At 71.0% G+C, this 20,623-nt stretch carries 17 protein-coding genes; 7 read left to right on the forward strand and 10 right to left on the reverse strand.

Annotation, left to right across the window (positions count from 1 at the left end; genetic code table 11):
• The first annotated feature begins 34 nt into the window (after positions 1-34).
• Complete coding sequence (locus ACZ6WH_RS07760) at positions 35-571, forward strand: SRPBCC family protein (protein ID WP_469726774.1); 537 nt, start codon at positions 35-37, stop codon at positions 569-571.
• Positions 571-1,635, forward strand: a complete 1,065-nt coding sequence (locus ACZ6WH_RS07765; RefSeq protein ID WP_469726776.1) for an LLM class flavin-dependent oxidoreductase — start codon at positions 571-573, stop codon at positions 1,633-1,635. Before ACZ6WH_RS07760 ends, ACZ6WH_RS07765 begins: the two co-directional genes overlap by 1 nt.
• Here the strand turns inward: ACZ6WH_RS07765 and ACZ6WH_RS07770 are convergent.
• On the reverse strand, positions 1,632-2,162 hold the full coding sequence (locus tag ACZ6WH_RS07770; RefSeq protein ID WP_469726777.1) for a hypothetical protein: 531 nt from the start codon (positions 2,160-2,162) through the stop codon (positions 1,632-1,634). The genes ACZ6WH_RS07765 and ACZ6WH_RS07770 overlap by 4 nt on opposite strands.
• A gap of 9 nt (positions 2,163-2,171) precedes the next feature.
• Complete coding sequence (locus tag ACZ6WH_RS07775) at positions 2,172-2,696, reverse strand: DinB family protein (protein ID WP_469726779.1); 525 nt, start codon at positions 2,694-2,696, stop codon at positions 2,172-2,174.
• A gap of 147 nt (positions 2,697-2,843) precedes the next feature.
• On the opposite strand from ACZ6WH_RS07775, the gene ACZ6WH_RS07780 reads away from it, so the two are divergent.
• Positions 2,844-4,301, forward strand: a complete 1,458-nt coding sequence (locus ACZ6WH_RS07780) for an FG-GAP-like repeat-containing protein (protein ID WP_469726780.1) — start codon at positions 2,844-2,846, stop codon at positions 4,299-4,301.
• Between the two features lie 107 nt (positions 4,302-4,408).
• Here ACZ6WH_RS07780 and ACZ6WH_RS07785 read toward each other — a convergent pair whose 3' ends face one another.
• Together ACZ6WH_RS07785 and ACZ6WH_RS07790 are read right to left on the reverse strand one after the other, a co-directional pair.
• Positions 4,409-5,866 (reverse strand): amino acid permease, encoded by a 1,458-nt coding sequence (locus ACZ6WH_RS07785; RefSeq protein ID WP_469726782.1) that lies wholly within the window; start codon positions 5,864-5,866, stop codon positions 4,409-4,411.
• Positions 5,867-6,089: 223 nt separating this feature from the next.
• Complete coding sequence (locus ACZ6WH_RS07790; protein ID WP_469726783.1) at positions 6,090-7,631, reverse strand: UxaA family hydrolase; 1,542 nt, start codon at positions 7,629-7,631, stop codon at positions 6,090-6,092.
• 267 nt (positions 7,632-7,898) lie between these two features.
• Between ACZ6WH_RS07790 and ACZ6WH_RS07795 the strand changes: the two genes are divergently transcribed.
• Positions 7,899-8,819 (forward strand): dihydrodipicolinate synthase family protein, encoded by a 921-nt coding sequence (locus tag ACZ6WH_RS07795; protein ID WP_469726785.1) that lies wholly within the window; start codon positions 7,899-7,901, stop codon positions 8,817-8,819.
• A 51-nt stretch (positions 8,820-8,870) separates the two neighbouring features.
• On the opposite strand, the gene ACZ6WH_RS07800 is transcribed toward ACZ6WH_RS07795, so the two are convergent.
• Complete coding sequence (locus ACZ6WH_RS07800; protein ID WP_469726786.1) at positions 8,871-9,746, reverse strand: MEDS domain-containing protein; 876 nt, start codon at positions 9,744-9,746, stop codon at positions 8,871-8,873.
• 326 nt (positions 9,747-10,072) lie between these two features.
• Between ACZ6WH_RS07800 and ACZ6WH_RS07805 the strand changes: the two genes are divergently transcribed.
• The 3 genes from ACZ6WH_RS07805 (at position 10,073) to ACZ6WH_RS07815 (ending at position 12,160) form a co-directional block, all read left to right on the forward strand.
• Positions 10,073-10,612: an HAD domain-containing protein gene (locus ACZ6WH_RS07805; RefSeq protein ID WP_469726787.1), complete on the forward strand. Its 540-nt coding sequence runs from the start codon at positions 10,073-10,075 to the stop codon at positions 10,610-10,612.
• A gap of 234 nt (positions 10,613-10,846) precedes the next feature.
• Positions 10,847-11,371 carry a hypothetical protein gene (locus tag ACZ6WH_RS07810; protein WP_432851639.1) on the forward strand — a complete coding sequence of 175 codons (525 nt, stop codon included), beginning with the start codon at positions 10,847-10,849 and terminating at the stop codon, positions 11,369-11,371.
• Positions 11,372-11,470: 99 nt separating this feature from the next.
• Positions 11,471-12,160: a TetR/AcrR family transcriptional regulator gene (locus ACZ6WH_RS07815; RefSeq protein WP_432851637.1), complete on the forward strand. Its 690-nt coding sequence runs from the start codon at positions 11,471-11,473 to the stop codon at positions 12,158-12,160.
• Positions 12,161-12,279: 119 nt separating this feature from the next.
• Here the strand turns inward: ACZ6WH_RS07815 and ACZ6WH_RS07820 are convergent, their stop codons facing one another.
• The 5 genes from ACZ6WH_RS07820 to ACZ6WH_RS07840 all read right to left on the reverse strand — a co-directional run bounded on the left by ACZ6WH_RS07820 (position 12,280) and on the right by ACZ6WH_RS07840 (position 20,350).
• Positions 12,280-13,887 carry an FAD-dependent oxidoreductase gene (locus tag ACZ6WH_RS07820; RefSeq protein ID WP_469726789.1) on the reverse strand — a complete coding sequence of 536 codons (1,608 nt, stop codon included), beginning with the start codon at positions 13,885-13,887 and terminating at the stop codon, positions 12,280-12,282.
• A gap of 57 nt (positions 13,888-13,944) precedes the next feature.
• Positions 13,945-14,913 (reverse strand): AurF N-oxygenase family protein, encoded by a 969-nt coding sequence (locus ACZ6WH_RS07825; RefSeq protein WP_432851633.1) that lies wholly within the window; start codon positions 14,911-14,913, stop codon positions 13,945-13,947.
• A 117-nt stretch (positions 14,914-15,030) separates the two neighbouring features.
• Entirely contained in the window at positions 15,031-16,542 is a 1,512-nt protein-coding gene (locus ACZ6WH_RS07830) for a flavin-containing monooxygenase (RefSeq protein WP_469726791.1), read from the reverse strand.
• Positions 16,543-17,023: 481 nt separating this feature from the next.
• The gene (locus tag ACZ6WH_RS07835; RefSeq protein WP_469726793.1) at positions 17,024-18,946 is read right to left on the reverse strand and encodes a B12-binding domain-containing radical SAM protein; all 1,923 of its coding nucleotides are present in this window, start codon (positions 18,944-18,946) and stop codon (positions 17,024-17,026) included.
• 204 nt (positions 18,947-19,150) lie between these two features.
• The gene (locus ACZ6WH_RS07840; RefSeq protein ID WP_469726794.1) at positions 19,151-20,350 is read right to left on the reverse strand and encodes a MalY/PatB family protein; all 1,200 of its coding nucleotides are present in this window, start codon (positions 20,348-20,350) and stop codon (positions 19,151-19,153) included.
• Between the last annotated feature and the right edge of the window lie 273 nt (positions 20,351-20,623).

Genomic DNA, 20,623 nt, shown 5'->3' on the forward strand with positions numbered 1-20,623 from the left:
CGTTGCCACAGGGAGATGAGGAGGCCGGACGGGCATGGAGTGGACGGGCGCACGGTACGCGGACGGGCCGACGGTCGAGGCGGACACCTGGATCGGGGCGCCGCCCGAGCGGGTCTGGGACCTGGTGTCCGACGTCGAGCTGATGCCCGAGCTGAGCGGCGAACTGCAGGCGGCGCAGTGGCTGGACGGCGCGACCGGCCCGGCCCTCGGCGCCCGCTTCACCGGCAGCAGCGCGCACGAGGCGCTGGGGGAGTGGCGGACCACCTCCTACGTCGTGGAGTGCGTTCCGCCGCGGGCCTTCGCCTGGTCCGTGGAGGATCCCGAACACCCCTCCGCGACCTGGCGGTTCAGCCTCACCCCCGAGGACGGCGGCACCCGGCTGCGGCAGTGGGTCCGGCTGGGGCCCGGTCGGTCCGGCCTCTCGCAGGCCATCGAGCGGATGCCGGAGAAGGAGCAGAAGATCGTCCACGTCCGGCTGCGGGAGTTCGAGCGGAACATCACCGCCACCCTCGGCGCGCTCAAGGAACGGGCCGAGGGTGCGGGCGCCGCTTCCGGGACGGCGAGTGTCTGATGCGTACCGCGACGACCATCGAGGCGTCCGCAGCCCCCTGGCCGGAGCTGGTGGCGTACGTGACCGAGGCCGAGCGGCTGGGCCTGGACATCTGCTGGGTGGCCGAGGCCTGGGGCGCCGAGGCACCGTCCGCGCTCGGATACCTCGCCGCGCGCACCGACCGCATCCTGCTCGGCTCCGGCGTCATCCAGCTGGCGACCCGCACTCCGGTGGCCATCGCACGCGCCGCGATCACCCTCTCGCAGCTGTCCGAGGGCCGCTTTCTGCTCGGCCTCGGCCCGTCCGGGCCGCAGGTGATCGAGGGGCTGCACGGTGTGCCGTTCGCCCGGCCGCTGACCCGGATGCGGGAGACCGTCGAGATCGTGCGGCAGGCGGTGTCCGGCGAGAAGATCGACTACTCGGGGCGGGAGTTCACCGTCCCGCTGCCGGGCGGCGAGGGCCGGCCGATGCGCCTGTCGATGCGCGCCGAGCACGACATCCCCGTCTACCTGGCCACCCTTTCGCCGAAGACGCTCCGGCTGACCGGCGAGATCGCCGACGGCTGGCTGGGCACGTCCTTCGTGCCCGAGGGGGCGAAGGCGGCCTACTTCGACCACCTGGACGCGGGGCTGTCCGCCGCCGGCCGGACGCGTGCGGAACTCGACGTCTGCCAGGGCGCGGAGGTGGCGTTCGCCGAGGACGAGGACGCGCTGCGCGCCATGGTGGCCGGCCGGAAGAAGGAACTGGCCTTCAGCCTGGGCGGCATGGGCTCGGCGCGTACCAACTTCTACAACGCCGCCTACAGCCGCCAGGGCTGGGCCGAGGTCGCGGCCGCGGTACGGGAACGCTGGCAGGCCGGCGACCGGGAGGGCGCGGCCGGGCTGGTCACCGACGAGATGGTGCTCGGCACCACGCTCATCGGCACCGAGGAGCGGGTCCGCGACCGGCTGCGCGTCTGGCAGGCCGCGGGCGTGGACACCGTACGCCTCTACCCCGCGGGCGACACCCCGGCCACCCGCCTGGCCACCCTGGGCCGCGCGGTGGACCTGGTACGCCAGGTCACGGCGGAGCGGGACGCGGCTTAGCGCGTCCAGCGGCCCGCGGCGGTGTCCCATCGCCACAGCACCGTGGCGCCGTCGTGCGCCCCCATCACGTGCCACGCGTTCCCGATCCACTGGATGCAAGGGGTGGGCTCGGGCGCGAGCTGCGGGGGTACGGCGAACTCCACGGCCTGGAGCTGAGCCAGCGCCTCGGCCGGAATCTCGACCGGGATCACCACGTGCCAGCCGTGCTGGGTGCGCAGGCTGATCGGCCGCGCCGACTCGGGTTGCGCGCCGTTCGCCCGTTGGCCGGACTCGCGCCGCAGGAACCGTCGCACGGCCGCTCGCGTCCCGTCGTCGACCGCCCCCGCCAGCTTGCTGCCGAAGTGTGTGGCGATGGCCTGGAGGAACGGCGTCACGGCCATGGTCAGCGCGGCGGTGGCGACGAGGTCCCCCATGCCTCTACCGGGCGGCTGCGGGTACCCGTACCCCTGGCCGGGCGGACGGCTGTATCCGTACCCCGCGGGCAGGTGCGCGCCCGACGCACCGCCCTCCTCTTCCGTCTCTCCCATACCTCCTCCTCAGACCCCCACCCTGCCGTCGATGGCCTCGCGGAGGAAGTCCGCGTGGCCGTTGTGGCGGGCGTACTCAAGGGTGACGTGCAGCATGACGAGGCGGAGTGAGACGTCCTCGCCCCAGCGGGCGGCGTGGGCGGTGACGTCGAGCGAGGGCGCCGCCGCCTCGATGCGGCGGGCGTGCGCGACCTCCGCCTGCCAGGCGGCGAACGCCTCCTCGCGGGAGGCGGTGGTCGCGTCGTACGCGACCTGGTAGTCCCCCTCGTCCGACCAGACGAGGGGGACGTCCTCGGCGTCGATCACCCGGCGGAACCAGGTGCGCTCGACCTCTGCCATGTGCCGTACCAGGCCGAGCAGGGTGAGCGTGGACGGCGGAGCGGAGCGGCGGCGCAGCTCCTCGTCGGTCAGCCCCTCGCACTTCATCGCGAGCGTGGCGCGGTGGTAGTCGAGGAAGGCGCGCAGCGTCTCCCGTTCCCCGCCGCGCGTCGGCGGCCCGGTCCGTTCGACACTGCCGGCGCTTTCGGTGGTCACCGGTGCTCCCTTCCCCCGTGCCGCGCCCGTGCCGCGGCCTCGGCGGGAGGTTACCGCGTGGCCACCAGAACCTCTCCCGTCCCGTACAACCCTTCAGGCTCACCGGAGGTCAACTCCAAGTTCATACAGATGTTCTGAGAGGAAAGCATGTCCCGGTCCCATCACAAGCGTTCCCGGCGTCCCGCCGCCCTGGGCGCCACCGCTGTCGCCGCCGCCCTGGCCGGCGGACTGCTCATCGCCCTGCCCGGCAGCGCCAGTGCTGCCGCGTCGGGCCTCGCCGACGACTTCAACGGTGACGGCTACCGCGATCTGGCGGCCGCCGCCCCGGGTGCGGTCGCGAACGGGCAGGCCAAGGCGGGTGCCGTGGTCGTCAACTACGGCTCGTCCAGCGGGATCGGTGCCGCGCGCCACAAGACCACGACGCAGAGTTCCTCCGGCGTGCCGGGCGCCTCGGAGACCTCCGACCGCTTCGGCACCGAACTCGCGCACGGCGACCTCAACAACGACGGCTACGGCGATCTCGTCGTGGGGACACCGCTGGAGGACGTCGGCGGCGATGCGGACGGCGGTTCGGTCACGATCCTGTGGGGCGGCTCGTCCGGCCTGTCGGGCGGCACGACGGTCGGCGACCCGAACGCGACGGGCCACGACCGGTTCGGCCAGTCGCTCGCGGTCGGCGACTTCACCGGTGACGGGAAGGCCGATCTGGCGGTCGGTTCCACCGGCAAGGACGTGTGGATCTTCAAGGGCGGCTTCACCAAGTCCGGCGGCGCGGCCGGGAAGCTGCGCTTCGACGCGCAGATCGCGTCCGGCGGGTACCCGAGGGGCGCCGTCCAGCTGGCCGGCGGCGACTTCGACGGCGACGGGACGGACGACGTGGTGGTGGGGTCCTCCACGGGCAACTTCGTCTACCGCGGCGGTTCGACCGGGCCCACGTTCCAGACGGAGGCGGGCCCGGGGTACGCGGGCGCGCTCACCGTGGCGGACTTCGACCGCGACGGCCACGACGACCTGGTCGTCGGCACCGACTTCCTCGACATCTTCGACCAGACGGCCGAGGGCGGGTACGCCACCGTGTTCTACGGCGGCGCGGCGGGCGTCGACACCACGCGCAGCGCCGTCTTCAGCCAGGCGACCGAGGGCGTGCCGGGAGCGGACGAGTCCGACGACTCGTTCGGCGGCACGCTCGCCGCGGGCGATGTCAACGGTGACGGCTATCCGGACCTCGCGGTCGGCGCGGTCTTCGAGTCCATCGGCGCCGCGTCCCACGCCGGCAACGTCTGGGTGCTGCACGGTGGCGCCGCCGGTCTGACGGGGGCCGGCGCCCAGTCCTTCCACCAGGGCACCCCGGGTGTCCCGGGCGCCAACGAGTCGTCGGACATGTTCGGCGACGCCATCCACCTCGCCGACCACAACAAGGACGGCCGCGCTGAGCTGTCGGTGGGCGCGGGCGGCGAGAACAGCGACGACGGCGCGGTGTGGGTCCTGCGCGGCTCCGCCGGAGGCGTCACGGCCACCGGCGCTGTGAGCTTCGGCGCGTCGTCCGTCGGCATCGGGAAGTCGGGGGAGGACCCGATGTTCGGGGACGTCATCTCGGGCCACTGAGCAGGCGGACGGACAGCCGGAAGGGGCGGCACCGGAGAATTCCGGTGCCGCCCCTTCCGGCCGTTCCGACGCACGGTCGGCGACGTCACCCGTCGCGCACCACGTCGTCAGCCCGCTTCGGTCTCCACCGCCGGGGCTTCCTGCTGCTTCCCCAGCAGGCTGTGGCGCCGGCCGTAGCCGAAGTACAGCGCGAGGCCGACCGCGAGCCAGACCAGGAAGCCGATCCAGGTGAACACCTGGAGGTTGAGCATCAGGTACAGGCAGCACAGGAGCGAGACCAGCGGGATGACCGGCACCCAGGGCGTACGGAAGGCCCGGGGCAGGTCGGGCGCGGTCCGGCGGAGGATCAGCACGCTCGCGGAGACCGCGCCGAAGGCGAAGAGCGTGCCGATGTTGACCATCTCGGCGAGCAGGTCGAACTTCAGGAACGCGGCCAGGCACGCCATGAGGACACCCAGCACCCAGAGGTTGATCTTCGGAGTGCCGTGCTCGGGGTCCACCTTGCACAGCGCCTTCGGCAGCAGCCCGTCGCGGGCCATCGCGAAGACCACCCGGCTCTGGGAGCGGAAGCAGATCAGGCTCACGGCGGTCAGGCCGACCACCGCGCCCACGCTGATGACGGTGGCGAAGCCCGGGTGCCCCTTCGCCGTGAAGGCGTCGGCGAGCGGTGCCTGCACCGACAGCTCGGAGTAGTGCTGCATGCCGGTGACGACCAGGCACACCGCGACGTAGAGCACGGTGACGATGACCAGCGAGGCGATGATGCCGATCGGCAGGTCGCGCTGCGGCTTGCGGGTCTCCTCGGCCGTGGTGGCGACCATGTCGAAGCCGATGTACGCGAAGAACACCAGCGCCGCGGCGCTGAGGATGCCGGACACGCCGAACGCGGTCGGGGTGATGCCGGTCAGCACCTGCAGCAGCGGGGCCTGGAGCCCGGAGACCTTGCCGGTCGGCTGGGCGTCGGGGATGAAGGGGTGGTAGTTGGCGGTGTCGATGAGGAACGCGCCCGCGATGATCACCAGCAGCACGATGGCCAGCTTGACCGCGACGAGCACGTTCGTGACGCCTTTGGACAGCTTGCCGCCCGCGATGAGCACGCCGGTGAGCACGAGGATGAGGAGGGCGGCCGGCAGGTTCAGCACGGAGCCGTCGCCGCCGCTCACGGCGGCCGGCAGATGCAGGCCGATGCCGTGCAGCATCGAGTTCAGATAGCCGGACCAGCCGACCGCGACCACCGACGTGGCCAGCATCAGCTCCAGGCTCAGGGCCCAGCCGATGATCCAGGCGGGCAGCTCGCCGAGCGAGGTGTAGGAGTAGGAGTACGCGGACCCGGCGACCGGCACCGAGGACGCGAATTCGGCGTAGCACAGCGCCGCGCAGCCGCAGACCGCCGCGGCGACGACGAAGGAGAGCGCGACGGCCGGGCCCGCCATGTCGCGGGCCACCGTGCCGGTCAGTACGAAGATTCCGGTGCCGAGAATGACACCTACCCCGAGGACGGTGAGATCCAGCGCGGAAAGATCACGGCGCAGGCGTTGTTCGCCTTCTCCGCGAGCCTCCTTCATTGCGCGTTCGAGGGGCTTCTTTCGTAGCAGACTCACGGTGTATTTCCGAACTCTCTGAGTGACGCGGGAACGAACGTACGTGGCCCCCGCCGGAGGAGTGTCGGACAGCCCCCCACGTCAGCGCAACGCGACACCCTCGTGTCTCACATGGTGATACAGGGGTTCCGTCCACGCATTCCGGTGATTACCGAGCCGGTAATTTCCCGGGCCATTACCGGAAACCTCACATGACCGTGCCGATGTGCCAGGGCACGAACTCCTCCTCGCCGTATTCCATCGACTCGCTCTTGGTGGGTTCGCCGGAGGCGACCGCCAGCACCCGGTCGAAAATGACCCGCCCCACTTCTTCGACACTGGCCGTGCCGTCGATGACAGTGCCCGTATTGATGTCCATGTCCTCGGTCATGTGCGCGTACAGCGGGGTATTCGTGGCGAGTTTCAGGCTCGGTACGGGAGCGCAGCCGAAGGCCGAGCCGCGCCCCGTGGTGAAGCAGACGACCTGGGCGCCGCCGGCCACGATGCCGGTCACCGAGACCGGGTCGTAGCCCGGGGTGTCCATGAAGACGAAGCCCTTGCCGGTGACCGGCGCCGCGTAGTCGACGACGTCGGCCAGCGCGGTGGTGCCGCCCTTGGCGACGGCGCCGAGCGACTTCTCCAGGATGGTGGTGAGGCCGCCCGCCTTGTTGCCGGGGGAGGGGTTGTTGTCCATCGAGCCGCCGTTCCTCGCGGTGTACTCGCGCCACCACGCGATCCGCTCCAGCAGCTTCTCGCCGACCTCCCGGGTGACCGCGCGGCGCACGAGCAGCTGCTCCGTGCCGTAGATCTCGGGGGTCTCGCCGACGACCCCGGTGCCGCCGTGCCGGACCAGCCGGTCCACCGCGTCGCCGAGCGCCGGATTGGCGGTGATGCCGGAGTAGGAATAGGAGCCGCCGCAGTTCGTGCCGAGGATCAGCTCGCTCGCCGGTACGGTCGTCCGGCGGGCCCGGTCGGCGGCCGGCAGCATGTCGGTCAGCCGCTCGACACCGGCCGCCACGGTCTTCCGCGTCCCGCCCAGCTCCTGGATCGTGCTCGCGAAGACCGGCAGGTCGGCGCGGAGCGGCAGCCCGTCGGTCAGCGCCTTGACCTGGTTGTCCTCGCAGCCCAGCCCGAGGAGCAGGAAGCCGGCGAAATTGGGGTGGGTGAGGTAGCCGCGCATCACGCGCCGCAGCACCTCGATGCCCTCGCCGTCCGCCGCCAGCCCGCAGCCCTGCCCGTGGGTGAGGGCGACGACGCCGTCGATGTGGCCGTAGTCGTCGAGGACGCCGGAATGGCGGAGGCGTGCGGCGATCTGCTTGGCGGCGGTGGCCGAGCAGTTGACGCTGGTGAGGATCCCCAGGTAGTTGCGGGTGCCGACCGAGCCGTCGGCGCGTACGTACCCCTGGAAGGTGGCCCGCTCGGCCGCCGGCAGCAGCTCCGTGGGCCGGGCGTCCACGGAGAACTCGTAGGCGCGCTCGAACTCCCGGTACTCCAGGTTGTGCAGATGGACGTGGTCGCCCGGCGCGATGTCCGCCGCCGCGAAGCCGATGATCTGCCCGTACCGCAGGACCGGCGCGCCCCGGAGGACGGCGCGCAGCGCGATCTTGTGGCCGCGGGGGACGTCGCCCCGGAGCGGTACGGCGAGGCCGTCCGCGTCGACCGTGGTGCCCGCCGGCAGGTCGGCGACCGCGATCGCGACGTCGTCCTGGGGCCGGAGGCGGAGGGCGCGGGCGGTGGCGGGCAGGACCATGAGCACCTCGATACGTGGACGGAGCGGGGGACCGGACAGTCAGCCGTTCGAGATATCGGCCAGTGATTGATATCCGGAGCACGCTAGGACCGGCGGCGAGGGGTGTCAACGACGCCTCCCCGCCCGCTCCGTCGGCGCTCGCGGCTTGACGTGCCCTCAGGGGTGCCCGCTCTCCCGCTCATTGACGCCGCTCAGAGGGCGGCTTTACGCTCCCGCTCAACAGGTCGGACAGCGTTCGAAATACCGAACGCGAGCAGAGAGGCTCCCATGCTGACGACGCCCCTGAGTGGTGTGATCCCGGTCGTCCCGACGGTCTTCGACGACGACGAGGAGCTGGACCTCGCCGGACTGGCCCGGGTCGTGGACTACCTCATCGACGGCGGCGCCGACGCGCTGTGCATCCTCGCCAACTACTCCGAGCAGTTCTCGCTGACGGACGAGGAGCGCGACCAGGTGTGCCGCACGGTCCTCGAACACACCGCGGGCCGCGTCCCGACGGTCGTGACGACCAGCCACTACAGCGCCCGCGTCGCCGCCCGCCGCGGCAAGGAGGCGCAGGCGATGGGCGCCGACATGGTGATGCTCATGCCGCCCTTCTTCGGCGCCACGATGGCGGTCCCCGAAGCCGCCCTCACCGACTACTTCACCACCGTGGCCGCCGCCACCGACCTGCCGCTCATGGTCCAGGACGCCCCCATGTCCACCACCCCGCTCCCCGTCGGCCTCCTCGTCCACCTGATCAAGGAGGTGCCGCAGCTGCGGTACGCCAAGATCGAGACGCCCGGCGCCGCCGACAAGCTCCGCACCCTCATCGCCGCCGTCGGTGACCAGCTGGAGGGCCCGTTCGACGGCGAGGAGGCGGTGACCCTCATACCGGACCTGGACGCCGGCGCGGTCGGCACCATGTCCAGCTCGACGGTCCCCGACCGGCTCGGCCGGATCGTGCGCCGCTACCACGCGGGCGACCGCGAGGGCGCGGTCGAGGACTGGGAGGCGCTGCTGCCGCTGATCCACTTCGAGAACCGCCAGTGCGGGCTGCGCGCCCAGAAGATCCTGCTCGCCGAGGGCGGCGTCATCGGCTCCGACCGCACCCGCGCCCCCTTCGGCCCGGTCCCGCCCGAGACCCGCGAGAGCCTCCTCGAACTGGCCCGCCGCCACGACCCGTTGGTGCTGCGCTGGGCGCGCTGAACGCCCGCCGTCCCCACCGCCCGCCGCCGGCCGGTGGGGGAGACGGCGGCGTCAGGAGTCGCGGTCCTCGATCAGGGTGACGTGCTTGAGGTAGTGACTGCCGAGCCGGACGAGCAGGCCGGCCTGATGGCGGTCCAGGCGTACCTCGATCCGCCTGTGGCGGGCGTCCGTGGCCAGGTTCAGCAGATCGGAGGCGCAGCCCACGCTGAGGAAGTACAGCCGGGACAGGTCCACCACCAGACGGCCTTCCGGCGGCCCGCCCGTGAACGCCTTGCGCAGCGAGGCCAGCCAGTCGGCCCGGGTCGCCAGGTCGGCGTCGCCGATGAGCCGGACGCGACCGGCCGTGTGCAGCGCCCGCAGCATGCCGGGCGCTTCCAGCAGGTCGTGCGGGTGGGCCGCGCGCACGGCGTCGAGCACCGCCGGCTCGAAGGCAGCGGTGTTGTACGCGCAGACCTCGCTGTACGGGCGGGCGGTGAACAGATGCGCCGCGTTCGCCTCGCCGGCCAGCACCTCCTCCAGGTCCGCGCCGAGGTCGGCGATCCAGTGCATGTCGCTGAAGGTGCGCAGCCCGGAGTAGCGATGCGCCAGCGCCTTCTCCGTCTCCTCCTGGATGCGCTGCCACTGACGGGCGGTGGTGTAGCGGGGCGCGGGGTGCAGCAGCCTGCGCATGCTGGAGAACTCCAATTGTCCCCGTGCGCACACGAGGTCCAGCGAGGGGCCGTTCTCCTCCAGGCGCGTACGGGCTTCATCGGGCCCGGTCTGCGGCGCGGGGCAGACGATCACCCGCTCGCCGCGCTCCAGGCCCCGCCACACGTAGGCGGCCACCAGCTCCCACGCCGGCCGTGCCGCGTACCGGCAGAACGCGTGGTCTCCGGAGCGCATCCGCTGTACGGGCAACGTGCCGTGGCGTCGCTGCTCCCCGGCCATCACCCGTCGCCTTCCGTCGCGCCGCCGTCCGGAGCGCACCCATGTCACTGCCGGAGAGAAGATAGGCGAACCGGTCCGTCCCGCGGCGACCCCGATCAGCAACTGCCCGGGTGTGCAGCGCAACCGACCGGCTGAGCCCGTATCGGACCGGTCCGGTGCCGAATCCCCTCCGAAGCTGACATCCACCTTCCTGCGGACAGCCGAACGGTCCGCTGGGCGGTCGAGGGATCCACTGGGCAGCCGAACGGTTCGCTGGACAGCCGAACCGTCCGTGTCCTGTGGCCGATCCGGTGGCGGCGGGCACCGGGGAAAGGGACCATCGGGGCGTGACGGATTCGCGACCGCTGCTCCTGCTCGACGTCGACGGCCCGCTCAACCCCTGGCTGGCGCCGGTGACCCGGCGCTCCACCGGTTACGGCACGCACCGGATGCGGCCACCGGGCTGGGAGCCGCCGCGCGATCCGCTGCTCGTACGGCTCAACCCCGCGCACGGCCCGGCCCTCCTCGCCCTCGGCTGCGAACTGGTGTGGGCCACCACCTGGAAGGACGCGGCCAACACCTGGATCGCGCCGGTCCTCGGCCTGCCCCCGCTGCCCTACCTCGACTGGCCTGACGGCCACCACGCGGACCCCTCCGGCGTGCACTGGAAGACCCGGCACCTGGTGCGCTGCGCGGCGGGCCGCCCCTTCATCTGGGTGGACGACGAGATCGGCCGGCCGGACCGGCGCTGGGTGGCCCACCACCACACCGGACCCGCGCTGCTGTACCGCGTCGACCCGGCAGTGGGGCTGCTGCCCGAGGACTTCGACGCACTCGCCGCCTGGGCCGCGCGCCCGGTCTCCGGGCGGGCACCGGACGAGGGCTGACCGCCCGGCGCCGGGCGCGGGCCGGGCGGATCACCGCAGCACAGAGCGGACCCGGACGCTCCGCCGCCCGCCGCGGACGGGCCCATTGACCGGCGGAGCGCCGCCCCTTACGTTCGTCCCTCGGCGCGCGTTTCGGCACGTGCGCCGCCGACCTGCCGACGACGCACGTATGCAGCGCCCTCCCCCGCTGCCCCGCGCCGCTCCCGAGTGGCGCGCCGCCCGAAGGAGGCCCAGGTGTCCGTCACCATCTGTTCCCTGCTGTGGGACGCGAACCGGCACGGCGCCGGCACCCAGCGGATCTCGTACGGCAGCGACGGCTATCACCTCGTCCGGTTCCCGTACGGCGAGTCCGACGAGAGCTACGACCCGTGGCGCATGCACGACCCGGCCAACGGCGGCGGCTCCGCCTCGGCCTTCCCCGATGCCCGCTCCGGGCTGATCTGGCCCAGCCACGAGGGCTGGGGCGTGCTCTCCGCGATGGTCTTCTGGGCCGCCGACTCCCGCCCGAACGAGTACCGCGCCCGCTTCGTCCGCGACCCGCTGAACACCGGCACCGGCTACGACTCCACCGCCACCACCGACACCTGGAAGACCGGCGGCGGCCAGTACAAGACCTACATGTGGCAGATCTTCGTGCACCCGGGCACCCCGCTGGGCCTGAAGATCTCGGCCCGCGGCAGCGGCGACACGAAGGTACCGGTCCCGATCACCCACGCCCAGTTCAAGCTGGCCATACACACGGACGTGAAGCGGCCCTGAAAGGCGGGCCGACCTGGCCTGATGCCCTGTGGGCTGCCGACCTCGCTCCCTCCGCCGCCGGGTGCGTTCACCTGCGCATGTGGTCGATATCCTGGCGTGATGGCTGAAACAACCGGCGGTGAGCCGCAGATCGACGGACGCTCCACCCGCTGGGACGAGCACAAGGCGCAGCGCCAGGTCGAATTGGTGGATGCGGCGGTCGCGCTGATCGAGGAGGAGGGCGCGCCGTTCCGGGTGCAGCGTCTCGCGGAGCGCGTGGGGCTGTCGCGGTCGGTGCTGTACCGGCACTTCAAGGACCGTGCGGGGCTGGACGAACTGATCCGGCGGCGCGTGGTGCAGTCGTTCATGCGGCGGATGGAGCCCACGCTCAGCTTCGAGGGCACCATCGAGGAGTCCGTGCAGCGGGTGGTGGGCGCACACCTCGACTGGGTGGCCGAGCATCCGCGCCTGTACGCCTATATGGGTGTCGGCGAGCACGCGATGGGTGACGGTTCGTTGGTGGCCGACACCAAGACGGCGATCGCGCTGATGCTGAGCGAGCGGTTCGGGGAGGTACTGAAGGCGCTCGGGGTGCAGGACGCGCCGATCCGGTCCGTCGCGGTCGGGATCGTGGGGTTCGTGGACACCTCCGTCAACCAGTGGGTGCGCGATCCCCAACGGGAAGTGTCCGAGGACGAGTTGCGGGCGATGCTGTGCCGCTCGGTGTGGGCGGTGCTGGACGCGACGCTGCGGGACCTGGGGGTCGAGCTGTCCCCGCAGCAGAAGGTGTCGGATGTGGAAGGGGCTTGATGTGTGCGGCCTCAGGGGGACGAGCCGCCGGCACTGAGCACCCGGCGCCGGGGCACCCGCTCACCCCGGCAGCCGGCCGCTCGGCCCACGGGCCCCTACGCCGGCCGCACACCGCCGCATCAACCGCACACCGCCGCCGCGTCGTTCGCCGCGCGGCGCAGGGACTCCGTGTCCGTGAGCTTCACCCGCGGGCGGCCCTCCGCCTCGCCCGCAGCTCGCTCCGCGCGGTCGATCGCGCGCCAGGCGTCCAGGCCCAGCGCATCCACTGCCACGCCGGCGCCGGGGGCCGGCCGGTTGAGGCGGCCGTCCGCGAAGTCGTCCAGGAGGGACTCGACCGTCTCGTGGGCGCAGGTCTTGTTGGTGCCGATGAAGCCGGTCGGGCCGCGCTTGATCCAGCCGGTGACGTAGACACCGGGCTCGACCCGGCCGTTCTCGTGCGGGACGGTCGCGCCGGCCTCGTCGAAGGGCAGGCCGGGCACGGGACGGGCCCGGTAGCCGATCGAGCGGAGGACCAGGCCGGTCTCCAGGGTCTCCGTGTCGCCCGTGGGCCGTGCGCGGACCGTGCCGCTCTCATCGGTGTGGAGCGTCGTGGGCGTGATCTCCAGGGCGTCGACCGAGCCCTCGCCCGTGAGGCGGACCGGGCCGGTCAGGAAGCGCAGCACGATGCGGCGCCGGCCCGCCACCGGTTCACGGGCCGCCAGGTCGGACAGCAGGCGGGTCTTCTCGGTGGCGTCCGGGGCCAGGCCCTCGGGCCAGCCCTCCACCCGTACGTCCACGTCCTTCAGCGCGGAGAGCGCCAGGAGCTCGGGCACCGTGAACGCCGCTTGCGCGGGGCCGCGACGGCCGAGCAGGACGACCTCGCGGACCTTGCTCGCGCGGAGTGCGGCGAGCGCGCGGTCGGAGATGTCGGTTCGGGCCAGGGCTTCGGGGTCGGCGGTCAGGATGCGGGCGACGTCGAGGGCCACGTTGCCGTTGCCGATGACGACGGCGCGCTCGGTGTCGAGGGAGTACGTGTCGTGCGCGCGGTCGGGGTGGCCGTTGTACCAGGCGACGAAGTCCGTCGCGGAGACGCTGCCGGGCAGGTCCTCGCCCTCGATGCCGAGGCGCTTGTCGGTCGCCGCGCCGACCGCGTAGATCACCGCGTGGTGCTCGCGCAGCAGGTCGGCGTGGGTGAGGTCCGTGCCCACCTCGACACCCAGGCGGTAACGGAAACCGGGCTGCGCCTCGATGGCCCGGAACAGCTCGGTGACCTGCTTGGTGTCCTGGTGGTCCGGCGCGACGCCGGCCCGCGCGAGTCCGTACGGGGTCGGGAGCCGGTCGTGGACGGTGACGCGTACGCCGGGGTGGCGCAGCAGCTCGTCGGCCGCGAACAGACCGGCGGGACCGGCGCCGACGACGGCGACGCTCAACCCACCCGCCGGGAGCGTGCGTTGCTTGGGCACCACGTACATGGGCGCGCGATCGTCGTGCGGATTCTCCTTGTAGTACGAGGCGTTCAGTTCGAGGAAAGGCAACTCCGCCTCGCCGAGGGCCGTGTGCGGCTTGAGCGCGTCCACCGGGCAGGCGGTCGTGCAGGCGCCGCAGTCCACGCAGGTGCGCGGATCGACGTACAGCATCTCGGCGGTCCCGAAGCCGGGCTCCCCCGGCGCGGGGTGGATGCAGTTGACCGGGCAGGCCAGCACGCAGGAGGCGTCGGCGCAGCAGGATCGGGTGACGACGTACGGCACGGCGGGCTGGTCTCCGTTCGGGTGTTCGGTGCAGGGTGGTGCGCGGCGTGCGGGCGCTCAGTCGGCGTGCACGGCGGGCTCGCCGCGGAAGCGCGCGGGGCGGCCGTCGATGCGCAGGGCCCGCCACACCGGGCGGGACGCCTTGTTCATCAGGCCGATGTCCTCGGCCAGCATCCGCACGTCGGAGAAGAGGTTGCGGAGCATCTTCCGGCCGGCCTCGGACTTCCAGAAGACGTCCTTGATCACCCAGGCGGGGATGCCGACCTCGGCGGCGGACTTCCGGTCGGGGATCATGATGACGTCGCACAGCACGCGCATGATCACCGGGAAGAGGACGGACAGGGCGGCGCGGCGGGCCTTGCCGTAGTTCGGGACGCGCAGCCGCAGGAACTCGTGGGCGAAGGAGATGTGCCGGGCCTCTTCGGCGATGTGGATCTGCATGATCCGCTGCGGGAGCGGGTGCACCGGCTCACCGCTGCGCAGCGCCCCCTTCTGCAGGTGGTCGATGGGCTCCTCACCGGCCAGGATGCCGGTGAAGAACGCCTCGGGGTAGAGCGAGCCGAACAGTGGCAGCACGCGGCTGAGCTGACGGAACCAGCGCTTGCCGCCCGCGGTGTTCACGCCGGTGCGGTTGACCAGCTCCTGGAACATCTGGGTGTGGTGGGTCTCTTCGGTTATCTCGTGGGTGAGGTACCTGAACTCCTGGTTCTGGTTGCCCAGTTGATAGATGTAGTCCAGCGCTCCGCGCATGAGCAGGTTCTCGAACTGCATGCCCACCTTGGCGATGACCGCCCAGCGCCAGATCCCGATCCGGATCTGCGTGTCGAGCGGCTGCTCCTGGTACCAGGGGTGGGCGCCCAGGGCGTCCGCCGAGGTCAGCACCCAGCGCGGGTCGCTGGTGTCCACGGCGAACTCGGGGTCGTCCCACTTGATGTCGGTGAAGGCGTTGAAGTTGACGTTGACGGAGCCCTCGGACAAGGTCCGCAGGCGCTCGTCGTATACCTTCCGGGTCAGGTTCGCAGACATCTTCGTCCTCGATTTTTTGGAGGGGATGCGTGATGCGTGATGCGGGTGTGCGGGGATGCATCTGCGCGGGTGCGCGGTGTGCCCGGACCTACCGGCCGAACACACCGGGCCGGGCCGTCAGGCCGCGCGGGTCGTTTCCGGCGTCCCGGCCGCCGCGGCCGTTCCGGCCGCCTTCTCGAAGCGCAGCGGCCCGTCCTCGATGGGGGCGTCCTGGAGCATGGCGCGGTCGCGGTAGTAGTTGTTCCACAGCCGCCACGGGTCTCGGGTGCCCTGGCGCGGCATGACCTCGTTGGCCCGGGCGATGTAGCCGGACGTCAGCGCCTCGCCCATGACGGAGAACTCGGAGCGGTCGCCGTCGGAGGCCACCGGGGTGGCGATGTCGTGGCCGTTGCGGCGCATATGGGCCAGCAGGCGGGCCGTGTAGCCGGCCGCGAGGTCCGCCTTGAGGGTCCAGGAGGCGTTGGTGTAGCCGATGACGAGCGACATGTTGGGGACGCCCTCCAGCATGACGGCCTTGTAGAGGACGCGGTTCTTGACGTCCACGGGGCGGCCGTCGACGGAGAGTTCCATGCCGCCCATGAGGCGGACGCTCAGGCCGGTGGCGGTGACGACGATGTCGGCCTTCAGCTCCTCGCCGGACTTCAGGCGGATGCCGTCGGCGGTGAAGGTGTCGATGTGGTCGGTGGCGATGGCCGCCTTGCCGCTCTTGAGCACCTTGAACAGGTCGCCGCCGGGGACCACGCAGAGGCGCTGGTCCCAGGGGTTGTAGTGCGGGCTGAAGTGGCGCATGTCGACGCCCTTGCCGGCCTGCGCCCGTACGAGGCCGAGCAGCGCCTTGCGTGCCAGCCGCGGGTACCGGCGGCAGAAGGCGTAACTCCCGCGCTGCAGCGCGATGTTGCGGGCCCGGACGACCTTGTACGTGAGCCGGGCCGGGGCGTGCACCTTCTGCAGTACGGAGGTGAGCGGGTCGACCTTGGGCAGGGTGAGGACGTAGGTGGGCGAGCGCTGCAGCATGGTGACGCTCGCGGCCTCGTCGGCCATCGCGGGCAGCAGGGTGATGGCGGTGGCGCCGGAGCCGATGACGACCACGCGCTTGTTCTTGTGGTCGAGGTCCTCCGGCCAGTGCTGCGGGTGGACCAGGGTGCCCTGGAAGTCCTCCTCGCCGGGGAACTGCGGGCGGTAGGGCCGGTCGTAGTCGTAGTAGCCGGTCGCGCCGATGAGATAGCCCGCGCTGTACGACTCGCGCTCGCCGGTGGCCTCGTCCTCGACCACCACGTCCCACCGGCCGGTGCCGCGGGAGAAGTCGGCGCTGATCGCGCGGCGGCCGAAGCGGATGCGTTCCAGCACGCCGCGGTCGGCCGCCGCGTCCTCGACGTACTGCCGTATCTGCGCGCCGTCGGCGAGGATCCGCGCGTCGCGCCAGGGGCGGAAGCCGAAGCCGAAGGTGGGCATGTCGGAGTCGGAGCGGATCCCGGGGTACTGGAAGAGGTCCCAGGTGCCGCCGACCCGGGCGCGACGCTCGAGCACGACGAGCGACGCGCCGGGCTCGTCGCGCAGGACGTGGGACGCGGCGCTGATGCCGGATATGCCGGCGCCGATGACCAGGACGTCGACGTGCTGCTGCTCCATGTGCGGAGGTCCTCACTCTCGCTCGCGGGGCCCTGGTCGATGCAGATGCGGGGCCGCCGCCGCTCGGGACGCTGACGATTGTTCACGCGTGGTTCCACAGCTGTTGCGTCCCCGCAATTTACCTGCGACACGCTGTTTCAGATACCGCCGGTAACGTGATGTGGGTCACGTTTTCGCGGTGCGAGGTGTCCGACCAGCACAGGGGCTTTATGAAGGGGAAGGTCACAAATAGGGGGGTACGGGCTTCCTGCCGACCCGCGCCGAAGCGGGTACGTCCACGTCATCGCCGACGCCCCCGGCACCCCGACAGGCGGGCCGGCCTCTTGCCGGTCCCGATGGCCGTCATGCGGGATCGCGTACGAACGGCAGGGTGGGCGCAGCTTTGCGGCTGCGCCCACCCTGCGCACGGCAGCCGGGTCGAAATGAGCGGAGCTGCCTCAGGCGCCTGACCGCGACCCGGATGCCGGTCAGGCGCAGGGCATCACGAGATCGCTTGCGTCGGGGACGTGTCGTTGCGGACGGTTCCCCAGTGGACGCGTGTCTCGTTGTGGATGTGCCAGATGTCGTCCTCGGAGAGCAGGACGGAGACCACCCCGGGGAAGGCCTCCTCGAAGTAGATGTACGGCTTGCGGTTGTCGATGAGGGGCGAGTGATAGTCGAGACGGTCCTGCATACCGTGTTTGACGGTGACCGGAGTGGCGGGGTGGTACGTGAGGATGTTGGGGCTGGCAAGGTCGATCAGTCCGTCGTCCACGAGGCGCCCCACCTCGTGGATGGTCTCGTCGATGCTCTCGCGCGTCTCGCCGTCCAGGCCGAAGAGCACCGAAGTGCCCAGTTCCAGCCCTTGCTCCTTCACCAGTCGGGCCGCTTCCCTGACCTTCGCCTTCCACGGCCGCGTCTCGTCCCGCCGCAGGTTCTTGTGGATGTTGTCCATGACCTGGGTCGACATGCTCTCGATGCCCATGTAGACGTAGGTGCAGCCGGCGGCCTTCATCTTCCGCAGGATCTCGGCGGACTGCTCGGGCGTGTGCAGCGCCACGAGGGTGTCCACGGTGAGCTGCGCGCCCCACTGGAGCCGGCGCAGCCGGTCGAGGTCGTCGGGGCCGGCCGGCCGGGCGCCGAAGCGCGGAGCGATCCGGGCGCCGTCCGTGGTGCGCAACTCGGCCAGCAGGTCGCAGAATTCGGCGATGTCCCGGTAGCGCCCGCTCCAGAACACGGAGTCGTCAAAGAACAGTGATTCGGCGCCGTAGTGGACGTACTCGCAGACCCTCTCGGCCGCTGTGCTGATGGGGTCACGTTTGAAGCGCTTCAGGACGCCCGCCACCTGTACCGACTCCGAGCAGAAGTTGCAGCGGTAGGGGCATGCGTTGGACACCATGAAGTGAGCGGTGCGCAGCACCCTGCCGGTCGTCGGCGCTGTGAAGATCGGGAAGTGTGAGCGGATGGCGAACGCCTCGTAGGGCGAGGGGAGTTCGGCCAGGTCGAGTGTGCGGCCGCGCAGCGGAACGGCGTCGAAGCCGTCGTCGGAGACGAGGACGGCCAGGGCCTGGCCGGGCCCCGGGCCTTCCTCCGCGAGCAGCGCTTGCAGGTGCCCGAGGACGTGCTCGCGGTTCACCCGGTGGCGGTCGAGGTCGATGGCGAGGGCAACGGCCCGCATGAGCAGGTCCACCGCATGGTGGGCCTCGCCGGTCACCACGGCGTCGATGACCCGGGGTGCCTTGCCCTCGCGGATGACGGACAGCGGGCTGCTCGGTTTGAGGATGAGCGCCTGGCCGTCCGGGGTGCACGTGATGGTCTCGTCCGCATGCCTGCCGCCGAGGATGACGAAGGTGTCAGGGGCCTCTGCCTTGACCAGCGAGGCGATCTCCAGCGCGTAGCGGTGCGCGGGGGAGACCGCGCTGATCAGGACGGCACGGGGACGCACTTCGCGTACCAGCCGGACCCACCGCTCCTTGGCGGCATCGTCCCAGACCCGGGGGTCGAACACCGTCTGGTCGGTGTTGGGGTCGTCACCGTAGGGCCGGTAGCCGTCCGCGCCGGCGGCCAGCCGGTATTCCTTGGACGGAAACCGGGTCCACTGGGGTGCGAAGTCGTTGTAGTGCGTGGCCTTCTCCAGTGGCCCGGCGTCGTCGACGGCCCGGCGGACCGCGACGGAAAGTGCCGTGTAGAGGCACATCGGATCACCTGGGTAGGTGATTTCACCCTCGGCCTGGGTCATGACGGGCGCCAGGACCGACAGCACCGGGAAGTAGCGGTGTGCCGTGTGTCCCCGTGTCAGGTCCTCGCGCAGCTTCTCCCGGCGTGAGCGGCGCAGCAGCCGGAATGCGGTCAGGTCCGCCCCGTCTTCCGGGCGGTGTACGCGTATGGTGCCGTTCGTTGATTGTGCACTTTCGATAGTGTGCATGGTATTGAGCCCTCCGGCCCGTGCGGCTGCCATGAAAGAGGGGCAGCCTGAAATCGGATACGCGGCGTCGGTACGGAATGCATTGCAGGCCGTTTCCGCTGCGTCGGTGACCGACCGGGAGAGAATTCTGTAAATGCCCCCGTGATCTTGATTATTACCTTACTGGGCGGTTCCCAGAGCAAGTCAATAGGACAAAGGAGACAGTCACTTCGACTTGTGTGCGACCGCGGCACGCATACGAGTCAGAGTTTCATCGAGCACACTCGGAGAGGTGCCGAAATTGAGGCGCACGAAGCCATTTCCATCGGTCCCGAAGGCCGGGCCGGAGAACAGCAGCACCTTGGCCCGGTCGCGGAAGAATGGCATGGGATCGTCGCCCACTTCCACACCGCGGCAGTCGAGCCAGGCGAGAAAGCCGGCCTCCGGAATCCGGTAGGACAGCCCGTCCGGGAGGTGTTCGGCCACTCGACGGCGGTTGAGGTCGAGCAGGGACTTGACCTCCGCCAGCCAGGCGTCGCCCGAAGTCCAGGCGGCCTTGAGTGCCTCCACCGCCAGGACTCCCACCTGGCCGAAGAGCATTCCCTGCCAGGAATCGAGGGCCTCGCGCACTGCCTCGGGTCCGATGTGCGCCACCGCGCAGCGGACCCCGGCCAGGTTGAACGCCTTGCTGCCCGACGTCAGGGTGACGGTGCGAGCGGCCACCTCGGGGCCGAGAGAGGCGAAGGGAATGTGCTGGTGGGGGGCGTGCGTCAGATCCGCGTGCACCTCGTCCGAGATCACCAGTAGATCGTGCCGGAGCGCCAGCTCCGCCAGCGACTCCAGTTCCGTGCGGCGAAACACCCTGCCCGTGGGGTTGTGCGGGTTCACCAGGAACAAGGCGCGGCACCGCCCGGGGCCCGCGGCGGCCGCGGCACTCTCCATGCGTCCGGGGTCGAACTCCCAGCCGGCGCCGTGGTCCTCGATGGGCACTGTCAGGGGGGTGCGTCCGAGCCGCTCCACGATCTCGACGAACGGCGGGCAGGCCGGGGTGTGCAGCAGTACGGAGTCACCGGGGGACGTGGCCAGTTGGAGCGTGGCCAGCAGCGCCTGATTGACGTCGGTGAACAGCCGCACGTGCGTCGGGTCGGGGGCGTGCCCGTACCGTCGCCAGGTCCGCTCGGCGAACACTTCGCCGAGCGGACCGCCGTCCGATTCGTCGAACCACATCGGATAGCCGAGGTCCCCCGCCGCGCGGCGCGCCACCGCCTCGCGGATCGCGGGTGCGGTGGGAAAGTCCATGTCCGCCACCCATGACGCCAGTACATCCGGACCGGCGTGGGCCCATTTCTCCCCGTCGCGTTGTGACAACTCGCGGAGGTCCAGGAAATCGAGCTTCGACTGCGCAGCCAGTGCGAGGGAGTTCATGGTGCGGCCTTCCTGCCGGTCGGGATTGTCCCACTGTGTTGTCGAGGTCCCGAAAGACATCGAATCAGGTTGTGCTCCGGCCCCTCGAAAATTGCTGTGACGCTCGTCACGTTGCCACGGTCGAGGGTGATCGATAACGTCGCCAACCGATGCTTGCCGCAGAGTATTTGGCGATGCATCAGTAACGGGTGGAGAGCGGGGAGCCGAGCGCGGGAATACATCGCCCGGAGCCCCGGGACGGAGGGCGGGGATTTGACTTCCTATGGTGTTCGG

This window comes from Streptomyces sp. NPDC050806 (assembly GCF_055586425.1).